This window comes from Methylibium sp. (assembly GCF_035762065.1).
Lineage (GTDB): Bacteria > Pseudomonadota > Gammaproteobacteria > Burkholderiales > Burkholderiaceae_C > Methylibium.
In genome coordinates, this window is sequence record NZ_DASTPW010000053.1 from 65230 (window position 1) to 73747 (window position 8518).

Below are 8518 nucleotides of genomic sequence, written 5' to 3' on the forward strand. Positions count from 1 at the left end.
GCGCCATCGAGGCGCGAAGCGCAGCCGCAGCCCGGGCTGCGGCGAGCAGCGGCACCGCCGAGGGCGTGCCTCGGGCCGCGACGAGCGGGCGCGCGGGGTTCGTTCACGGCGTCTCAGCCGATCCAGCGCCAGGTCGCGAGCCGCATCCAGGCCAGCGCCTCGCGCGTCCACTGCGCGACGCGCGGCGCCTCGCCGACCGCGAGCCGCGCGACGCCGCGCATGCCGGGCCGCAGCAGCGCCGCGTCGGCCGCCGCATGCGCGAGCGCGACCTCGACCTCGAACACCTGGCGCCCCTGCAGCGATTGCGCGAGCGGCGTGATGCGCGCGACGGTGAAGGCATGCGCGCGATGCGGCTCGGCGGTCAGCACGAGGCTGCCGTGCTGGCCGACGCGCACCGCGCCGATGTCACCGTCCTCGACCTCGACGATCGCGCGGAAGCCGTCGGCCGGCGCCAGCGTCAGCAGCGTCTGGCCGCGCTTGACCGGCGCGCCGAGCTGCTGCTGCAGATCGCCCGCGATCACGACCGCGTCGAACGGCGCGCGCAGCGTCGAGCGCTCCAGCCGCTGCTCGACGGCGGCGAGCTGGGCGCGCAGCTCGTCGAGCTTGGCGCTGGCCATCGCGAGACGGGCGCGGTCGCGCCGCTGCATCGCATCACCGAGCGCCGCGTCCTGGCCGGCCAGTTCGGCGCGCAGGCGCTGCTGTTCGAGGACCAGGTCCTCGCCTTCGAAATCGAGCAGCACGCTGCCGGCCTTGACCGCGTCGCCGGGGCGCACGTGGATCTGCTTCAGGTAGGCGTCGGCCGGCGCGGCCAGCGCGCGTTGCAGGCGGCCTTCGAGCCGCGCCTCGGCGCTCACCACGTCGGGCGCCGGCCGCAGCGCGAGCAAGCCGACCGCAGCCAGCAGCGCGGCCGCGGCCAGCTTGACGCGGCCCGCGCCCTGCCGCCCCAGCGCCGCGCGCAGCGCCAACGCACGCGCGGCGAAGCGCCGTGGCCACGGCCGTGTGCGTTCGCGCTGCGCGAGCCAGGCGGGCATGACGATCGCGAGCAGGTCCTCGATGCAGCCGAGCTCGTCGGCCGTGGCGCTGCGGCCGTGCGAGAACTCGATCGACAGGGCGCCGACCGCGCGGCCTGCGCGCACGATCGGCAGCGTGGCGAGCGACGAAAGCCCATGGCGCTGGCCGTGGCTCGCATGCGCGGCGACGAGCCGCGGCGGCTCGCCGTCGGCGAGCGGCCAGCGCAGCGTCGCGCCCTCGTCGATCGCCTCGTCCATTGCCGCGGCGAGGTCGAGCTGCATCGCGCGGCGGTGATCGATGCGCGAGCCGTCGGACACCGCTTCGATGCGGGTGTGGCGGCCTTCGCGCAGGCCCAGGCAGGCGCGGTCGGCGCCCAGCCGATGGCTCACGACGGCAAGCAGCGTGGTGGCCATCGCGGCGGCATCGGCTTGCGCGAGCACCTGGCGCGCGAGCTCCAGGCAGGCGGTCGAGCGGGCCGTCGCGGCCTCGGCGGCGGACGCCTCGCGCTTCGCCGGCGGCGCAAGCGTGGCCGCGGCGAAGGTTTCGGCGTGGGCGCCGAGGCGCGCTTGTTCTTCGGGCTGCACCGCACCGGCCGGCCGCAGCACGACGGCCGCGCCGATCAGCACCCCGCTGGCATGCAGCGGATGGGCGATCAGCTGCCCGCCGTCTTGCAGCAGCTGCACCAAAGGCGCGCGACGCGCCAGCGCCGCACCGGCCGCCAGCCCCGCATCGCCGGGCAGCACGGCGCCGGCGGGCCACATCGCGATCGCCTGCAGGTCCTTGCCCTGGCGCAGCAGCACGGCGCCGGCGGCGATGCCGGGCACCACGGCGCAATGGCGTGCGAGCCAGTGATCGGCGGCGTCGCGCATGGTCGGAAGGGTTCGGCGGTCGTCCATCGGGAGAGCGAATTGTTCGACGCGAGGCCCGCCGCCGAGCGCCCGAACAAGGGCCGCTTCCACCGGCTGATCGACGCCTAGACTGCATGGATGCCGACGCCTCGCGACCGCCTCGTTTCCGCCCGCCGTCGCGCGCCGGCACGCGGGTCGGCCGGCCCGACGGCATGAAGCGCTTGATCGCCGGGCTGATCAGCCACGCGCTCGTGCTGCTCGTCGGGGTCGCGCTCGGCATTTACCTGCTGCCGATCCTGACCGCGCCGGCCGCGCCGACGATCGCCGAGCTGGGCGCCGCGGCCGATGCGGCGGTCTTTCGCGGCACGTTCAAGCGCGAGCTGAAGGACAGCGACGCGCTGCACTGGGGCGAGGGACGGCTCGACGTGGGCCGGCGCGCGATCACGCTGACCGGCCGTATCGCGCCCGGTCCGGACTACCGGCTCTACCTGTCGCCGGAATTCGTCGAGACGGAGGCCGACTTCGAACGTCTGAGGCCGCGCATGGCGCAGGTCGGGCCGGTGAAGACCTTCGAGCACTTCATCGTGCCGGTGCCGCCGTCGATCGACGTCGCGCAGTACACGACCGCGATCGTCTGGTGCGAAAGCTTCGGCCAGTTCATCACCGCCGCGCAGTACCGCGAGCCCTGAAACCGGAGCGAGTGCCCATGAGCGACGAAGCCGCGATCCCGATCGAGCTGCGCTCGATCCACGTTCACCCGATCAAGTCCTGCGCCGGCGTGAGCGTGGACGAGGCGCTGCTCGTGGAGACCGGGCTGGAATTCGATCGCGCCTGGATGCTCGTCGATGCCGACGGCGAGTTCGTCAGCCAGCGCGAGCTGCCGCGCATGGCGCTCGTCACGCCGACGCTGCGCCATGCCGACCTGCTGCTGCGCGCGCCGGGCATGCTGGCGCTGCACCTGGCGCTCGATGCCGTCGAGGAACCGACGCGCGTGCGCGTGTGGAACGACGAGGTGGCCGCCTACGACATGGGCGCGCTCGCGGCGCAGTGGTTCAGCGACTTCCTGCGCCAGCCGCTGCGGCTGGTCCGTTTCGATCCCGAACAGAAGCGCCTGTCGGCCAAGAGCTGGACCGGCCCGATCGACGCCGAGAACGCCTTCAGCGACGCCTTCCCGATCCTCGTCGCCTCGACCGCCTCCCTCGACGCGCTGAACGCGCGGCTCGGCGCGCGGGGCCACGGGCCGGTGGGCATGGACCGCTTCCGCCCCAACCTGGTCATCGCTTCGGGCGAGTTCGACGCGCACGGCGAGGACCACGTCGACGAACTCGTCTTCGACACCGCCGAAGGCCCGGTGCGGCTGAAGCTCGTCAAGCCCTGCGCGCGCTGCCCGATCCCCGACGTCGACCCCGCCACCGGCGTCTTCGACACGCCGCGCACGGTGAGCGAAACGCTGGCCGGCTACCGCGCCGACGCGCGCCTGGGCGGCGCGGTGACCTTCGGCATGAACGCGGTCATCGTCGAAGGCGTCGAGCGCGCGCTGCGCGTCGGACAGACTGGGCGCGCGACGCTGGCCTTCTGAGCCGCGCCGGCGGAGTCAGCGGCGGCGGCGCGGCCAGGCCGAAACCGGCACCAGCAGCGGCGCGAGCAGCGCCGGCCGCCAGCTCAGCGCGAAGGCCACCGTCAGCGCGGCGGCCGCGAGCGTCATCACCCACACCAGCGACGCCATCGACGCATGGTCGGCGCGCAGACAGGCGAGCAGCGACGCGAACACCGCAGCCACGCCGAGCATGCGCAGCGTGCGCGCGGTGCCGCGGGCCAGCGGCTGCCCGCCGCGCAACTGCCGCCAATGCGGATCCATCGCGAGCGCGAGCCAGCCGAGGCCCGCGACGCAGCCGAGGTAGGCGCCGAGCAGCCAGAAAGTCTTCACCGAGCGGGTCCTTCGCGCTGCGATCAGGCGCGTGCGGCCTTGGCGCCGACGGTGGCGCCGGCCGGCAGCCGTGCGTCGCCGTCGACGTGCCCGGCGGCGGGGTCGTCGGCGCGCAGCGCGCGCTCGCGACGCGCGAGCCTGCGCGCCGCGAGCGCCGCGACGGCGGCGGCAGCGAGCAGGCTCAGGTCGAGCCCGGCCACCGGCCAGTAGCCCGCGCCGATGGTCTTGAGCAGGTGGTCGCCGGTGGTCACCGCGTTGAGCAGCACGGCGAGCACCGCGAGCGCCGCGATCGCCCAGCACTGCTCGCGCCAGGCCGGCGCGAGCCGCGCCTGCGCGACCGGCGCGGTGCGCCACGCGGCATGCACGAGCGCGATCAGCCAGGCGGCCCAGAAGCCGGCCTCCTCCCAGTCGCCGCGCTGCGGCAGCTCGGCCGGCAGCAGGCGGTTGGCGACCAGCATCGCGACCGCGGCGATCACCATGCCGGTGACGGTCGTGACCGCCAGCGCATCGACCACGCGGCTGCCGGCGATGCCCTTCGCGGCGTGCTGCTTCTTGCGCTTCTCGACGAAGAAGATGAAGCCGGTCGCGATGCACACGCAGCCGGCCAGCCCGCCCAGCACGTAGAGCCAGCGCAGCAGCCAGTGCTCGAAGTGCTGCAGGTGCAGGCCGGTGAGGAAGTCGTTGATGCTGCCGACGGCGCTCGGCGGCGGGTCCTCGCGGATCACCTTGCCGCTCGACGCCTCGAAGTGCACGCCTTGCCCGACCAGCGTGACGCGGTCGGTGCCGGCGCGAAACACGCTGACGTAGCCGTTCTTGTCGTTCAGGTGCTCGATCTGCAGCAGCCCCACCTGCCCCGGCGTGCCGTTCGCGGCCCAGCGGCGCTGCGCCTCGGCGACCATCGCGTCGACCGACGCCAGCGGCGCCGCGACCTTCGCCGCCTCGTGCGGCAGGCCGGTGCGCGCGGCCTCGAGCGCCTCGTGCTGCTTGGCCAGCGGCCTGAGCATGGTCTCGCCGACGGGCAGGTAGATGCTCGCGAAGATCACCAGCCCGGTGAACGCGAAGAAGAAGTGGAAGGGCAGCGCGACGACGCCCGTCAGGTTGTGCAGGTCGAGCGCGCTGCGCTGCGCGTGCTTCTTCGGCCGGAAGGTGAAGAACTCGCGAAAGATCCTGCGATGCATCACGACGCCGCTCACGAGCGCCGCCAGCATCACCAGCGCCGCGAGCCCGACGATCCAGTAGCCCAGATCCTTCCAGTGCAGGTGCAGGCTGTAGTGCATCGGGTAGAAGAAGCGGCTGCCGATGCGCAGCTTGTCGTCGGCGAGCATCTGGCCGGTGCGCGGATCGATCGTCGCCCAGCCATGCACGTGGGCGTGGTCGTCGTTGCCGTTCTTCAGCTTGTTGGGGATGCCGAACTCGCCGCCGATCGCAAGCACGGGGTCGCGGTGCGTGGTGTAGGCGTACAGCGCCTCGAGCGGCATGGTGTCCGGATGCGGCAGCGGGCCGACCACGCGGGCCGCGGTCTCCTTCATGTCGTCGGGATGCGCGCGCAGCTGCCGGAAGATCGGCGCGAGCATCGTGTCGTACGACGGCATCGGCTGCGGCTCAAAGCGCGTCTCGGGGATCGCCCAGCGGTCGATCTCGCGGTCGAACACCGACAGCGAGCCGAAGAAGAAGCAGGCCATCAGCACATAGCCCAGCGCGAGGCCGAACCAGGTGTGCAGCCAGGCCATCGAGAGCCGGAAGCTGGAAAACATCGTCGGGACTCCGCGGATCAGAGCAAGCTGCGTTGAAGGAGCCAGGCCGCGCCGGTCATCAGCGCGGCACCGCCCGCGAGCACCGCCCACACCCGCGCGACGCTGGCGGCCGCGAAGGCCCAGCAGAAGGCGACGAGGAAGACGACGAAGGCCAGCAGCATCGCGGCCGTCGAGGCTTCCTTGTAGGTCTGGCCGAACTTCACCAGCCCGGTGATCGCGAGCGTCGTGAAGCCCCAGACGAAGGCCCAGCCCCCGAGAAGGCTCGCGCCGACGCGGCTGGCGATCTGCAGACGGTTCGGGGTGGCGGTCGACGGCATGGGAATGATTCTCATTGCCCTTGGGCCGCCGTGGCGGAAAGGCCCCACGCCGCGCGATCCGTTCTCGGACGCGGACTCGGCCGCGCCGGCTTCGGTCGCAGCTCCGGCCGCTAACCCTGAAGGTCGCTCCGCCCAACCGCGCGGAGCGTTTCGAGCCGGCTAGGGGAGTGCGCGCTCGGGCAGCGGAATGCGCTCGGTCTCGCCCGGCACGACGTCGAAACGCTCGGCCGCCCAGTCGTCGGCGGCGCGGGCGATGCGTTCGCGGCTCGACGAGACGAAGTTCCACCACACGAAGCGCGGCCCGAGCGGCGTGCCGCCGATCAGCACCGCGCGCGCCGGCGCGTCGGCGCAGAGTTGCCAGTCGGCCTCGTCGAGCACCGCGAGCACGCCGGCGTCCAGCGTCTGCTCGCCGTGCGGGCCTCGCAGCCGCACCGGCGCGTCGACCGGGTACACGGCGCGCTCGAAGCCCGGCTCCGTCGGCAGCGCCAGGTCGGCACCCGCGGCGAGCTCGTAGTCGACGTAGAGCGCCGGCGACAGCGTCGCGACCGGCGAGGCGACGCCGTGCGCGCGGCCCACCAGCACCCGCGCGCGCGCCGCGTCGAGCGCCACCTGCGGCAGCGCCGCGGCGGGCGTGTGCTCGAAGCGCGGCGCGGTCTCCTCGTGCTCCTGCGGCAGGCCGACCCACATCTGCAGGCCGTGGCTGGTGCGCGTCACGCCGCGCAGATCGTCGGGCGTGCGCTCCGAATGCACGATGCCGCGCCCGGCGGTCATCCAGTTGATCGCGCCGGGCTCGATGCGCTGCACCGCGCCGGTCGAGTCGCGGTGCTGCATCGCGCCTTCGAACAGGTAGGTGACGGTCGCCAGGCCGATGTGCGGGTGCGGGCGCACGTCGTGCCGGTCCTCCGGCCGGGCGATGACCGGCCCGAAGTGATCGAAGAACACGAAGGGGCCGACGGCTCGCCGTTGCGCCGATGGCAGCAGGCGGCGAACGACGAAGCCGCCGCCGAGGTCGTGGCGATGCGGATGGATGGACTGCATGGGCGCTCCCGACGAGGTCGACGAGCGCGAGTGTGGCGCGGCGGGCGCGCCGCGGCCTCAGTCGATCTGAGAAGCCTTGGCCAATGCGGCGAGCAGCGCGCGGTTGATCTGCGCCGGCTCGGTCAGCAGGCCGTCGCAGGCCTCGCGGATGGTGTCGAGCTGGTCGCCTTCGATCGCTTCGACGAGCCGGCAGTACGGCGCGTACGGCCCGTTGCCTTCCACCAGCGCCATCGACACCCGCTCGGCCACCGGCACCGTCTTGAGCAGCTCGGCGAACGGCTGGTTGAACATGCGGTCGAGCAGCGAGAAGACGCCGCAGATGAAGAGCTCGTTGCGCATCTCGGGGTCGTCGAGCGAGCGCGCGAGTTCCTCCATCAGCATGCCGCGGCGCACCGCCGCGAACATCACCGGCTTGAGGTTCGGATCCTTGCTGCCGGTGGCCAGCAGCAGCGCGACCCAGCGCTTCAGGCGCTGGTGGCCGAGCAGCATGATCGCGTGGCGGAACGAGCTGATCTCCACCGTCATGCCGAACGCGGCCGAGTTCATGTAGCGCATCAGCTTGAAGGCGAGCGCCGGATCGCGCTTGAGCGTCGCTTCGAGCTGATCGACCGAGGCCTCGGCGTCGATCTGGCGCACGAGGTCGACCATCACCTGCAGGTCCGCGGCGCCCTTGCCGGCGGCCTTCGCCGCATCGCCCGAGCGCTCGATCACGTCGCGCATCGGCCAGCCGAGCACCGCGACCGCACCGCGGGCGAACGAGGCTTCCATGTCGTCGAGCTTGTGCACGTCCGACTGCACGAAGCCGATGCTGCGGGGCTGCTGCGCAGCGGGCGTCTTCTCGCCGACGCGCCGGTCCTCGCCGAGCGCGACGATCGAATGCTTGAAGCACGGCAGCAGATCGCGCGGCAGTTCGCGCAGCGGCCGGCCCTTGATGATCAGCGTGCCGCCGGCCGCGTGCAGGCGGCGCAACGCCTCGGTCTGCGCTTCGTCCGAGGCCATGAAGGCGGGGATCTCGATCATCAGGTTCGCGCTCGGCTGCGCGAGCACGAGATCCTCGATCAGGCTTTCGCTGAGCAGGTTGAGCGAGACCAGCCCGCCGCCCTCGGGCCACACCCGGGCCAGCTCGGCCAGCAGCGCGCCGGCGTCGAGCGATGCGCCCGGCACGAGCGGGAACACGGTCAGGCGCGTGGCCGACACCGTGCGCTTGCGATCGATCATCGGCGCGTAGCTCAGCGCCACCTGGCCGAGGATGCCTCCTGCTACGGCGGCGGGCGGCGTGGGGTCGAGGCTGGCGAGCATGGCGGTCTTTCGGTCGATCAGAGGTTCAGGTACTGGAACAGCGAGAGCTTTTGCACCGCCGCGTACGACTGCAGCGCGGTCTGGTAGCTCGTCTGCTGGAGCTGGAAGTTCGAGATCGCCTCGGTCATGTCGAGGTCCTCGGCCTGCGAGCGCTCGGTCTGCGCGGCGAGCTTGACCGCGTCGAGCCGGTCGGCCGCGCTGTCGATGCGCTGCAGGGTTTCGCCGGCCAGCGAGCGCTGCGCGGTGACGCGGCTCATCGACTGGTCGATGTCGCGCAGCGCGAACGTCGCGGTCTGGGTGATCTGGCCGCCGGTGCGCAACGGC

General features: G+C 72.8%; 9 protein-coding genes. 2 read left to right on the plus strand and 7 right to left on the minus strand.

Annotated elements, in window-relative coordinates; translation table 11 throughout:
* Positions 1 to 113: 113 nt before the first annotated feature.
* Positions 114 to 1880 carry an efflux RND transporter periplasmic adaptor subunit gene (locus tag VFR90_RS16695; protein WP_326407290.1) on the minus strand — a complete coding sequence of 589 codons (1767 nt, stop codon included), beginning with the start codon at positions 1878 to 1880 and terminating at the stop codon, positions 114 to 116.
* Between the two features lie 191 nt (positions 1881 to 2071).
* On the opposite strand from VFR90_RS16695, the gene VFR90_RS16700 reads away from it, so the two are divergent.
* Together VFR90_RS16700 and VFR90_RS16705 are read left to right on the plus strand one after the other, a co-directional pair.
* Entirely contained in the window at positions 2072 to 2548 is a 477-nt protein-coding gene (locus VFR90_RS16700; RefSeq protein WP_326407291.1) for a DM13 domain-containing protein, read from the plus strand.
* 17 nt (positions 2549 to 2565) lie between these two features.
* The gene (locus tag VFR90_RS16705; RefSeq protein ID WP_326407292.1) at positions 2566 to 3438 is read left to right on the plus strand and encodes an MOSC domain-containing protein; all 873 of its coding nucleotides are present in this window, start codon (positions 2566 to 2568) and stop codon (positions 3436 to 3438) included.
* 15 nt (positions 3439 to 3453) lie between these two features.
* On the opposite strand, the gene VFR90_RS16710 is transcribed toward VFR90_RS16705, so the two are convergent.
* The 6 genes from VFR90_RS16710 to VFR90_RS16735 all read right to left on the minus strand — a co-directional run.
* Positions 3454 to 3786, minus strand: coding sequence for a DUF3325 domain-containing protein (locus VFR90_RS16710; RefSeq protein WP_326407293.1), 333 nt, complete (start codon positions 3784 to 3786; stop codon positions 3454 to 3456).
* A gap of 23 nt (positions 3787 to 3809) precedes the next feature.
* Positions 3810 to 5540, minus strand: a complete 1731-nt coding sequence (locus tag VFR90_RS16715; protein ID WP_326407294.1) for a PepSY-associated TM helix domain-containing protein — start codon at positions 5538 to 5540, stop codon at positions 3810 to 3812.
* A 17-nt stretch (positions 5541 to 5557) separates the two neighbouring features.
* Positions 5558 to 5857, minus strand: coding sequence for an iron uptake protein (locus VFR90_RS16720; RefSeq protein ID WP_326407295.1), 300 nt, complete (start codon positions 5855 to 5857; stop codon positions 5558 to 5560).
* A 159-nt stretch (positions 5858 to 6016) separates the two neighbouring features.
* On the minus strand, positions 6017 to 6895 hold the full coding sequence (locus tag VFR90_RS16725; RefSeq protein ID WP_326407296.1) for a pirin family protein: 879 nt from the start codon (positions 6893 to 6895) through the stop codon (positions 6017 to 6019).
* Positions 6896 to 6952: 57 nt separating this feature from the next.
* A complete protein-coding gene (locus VFR90_RS16730) occupies positions 6953 to 8194 on the minus strand; it encodes an EAL and HDOD domain-containing protein (RefSeq protein WP_326407297.1) in 1242 nt (413 codons plus the stop codon).
* Between the two features lie 17 nt (positions 8195 to 8211).
* A partial coding sequence (locus tag VFR90_RS16735; protein WP_326407298.1) for a flagellin occupies positions 8212 to 8518 on the minus strand: 307 nt, incomplete at its 5' end.

Coding starts and splice junctions, on each gene's coding strand:
- VFR90_RS16695 (WP_326407290.1), bottom strand. CDS start 1,880: ATGCGCGACGCCGCCGATCACTGGCTCGCACGCCATTGCGCCGTGGTG.
- VFR90_RS16700 (WP_326407291.1), top strand. CDS start 2,072: ATGAAGCGCTTGATCGCCGGGCTGATCAGCCACGCGCTCGTGCTGCTC.
- VFR90_RS16705 (WP_326407292.1), top strand. CDS start 2,566: ATGAGCGACGAAGCCGCGATCCCGATCGAGCTGCGCTCGATCCACGTT.
- VFR90_RS16715 (WP_326407294.1), bottom strand. CDS start 5,540: ATGTTTTCCAGCTTCCGGCTCTCGATGGCCTGGCTGCACACCTGGTTC.
- VFR90_RS16720 (WP_326407295.1), bottom strand. CDS start 5,857: ATGCCGTCGACCGCCACCCCGAACCGTCTGCAGATCGCCAGCCGCGTC.
- VFR90_RS16725 (WP_326407296.1), bottom strand. CDS start 6,895: ATGCAGTCCATCCATCCGCATCGCCACGACCTCGGCGGCGGCTTCGTC.
- VFR90_RS16730 (WP_326407297.1), bottom strand. CDS start 8,194: ATGCTCGCCAGCCTCGACCCCACGCCGCCCGCCGCCGTAGCAGGAGGC.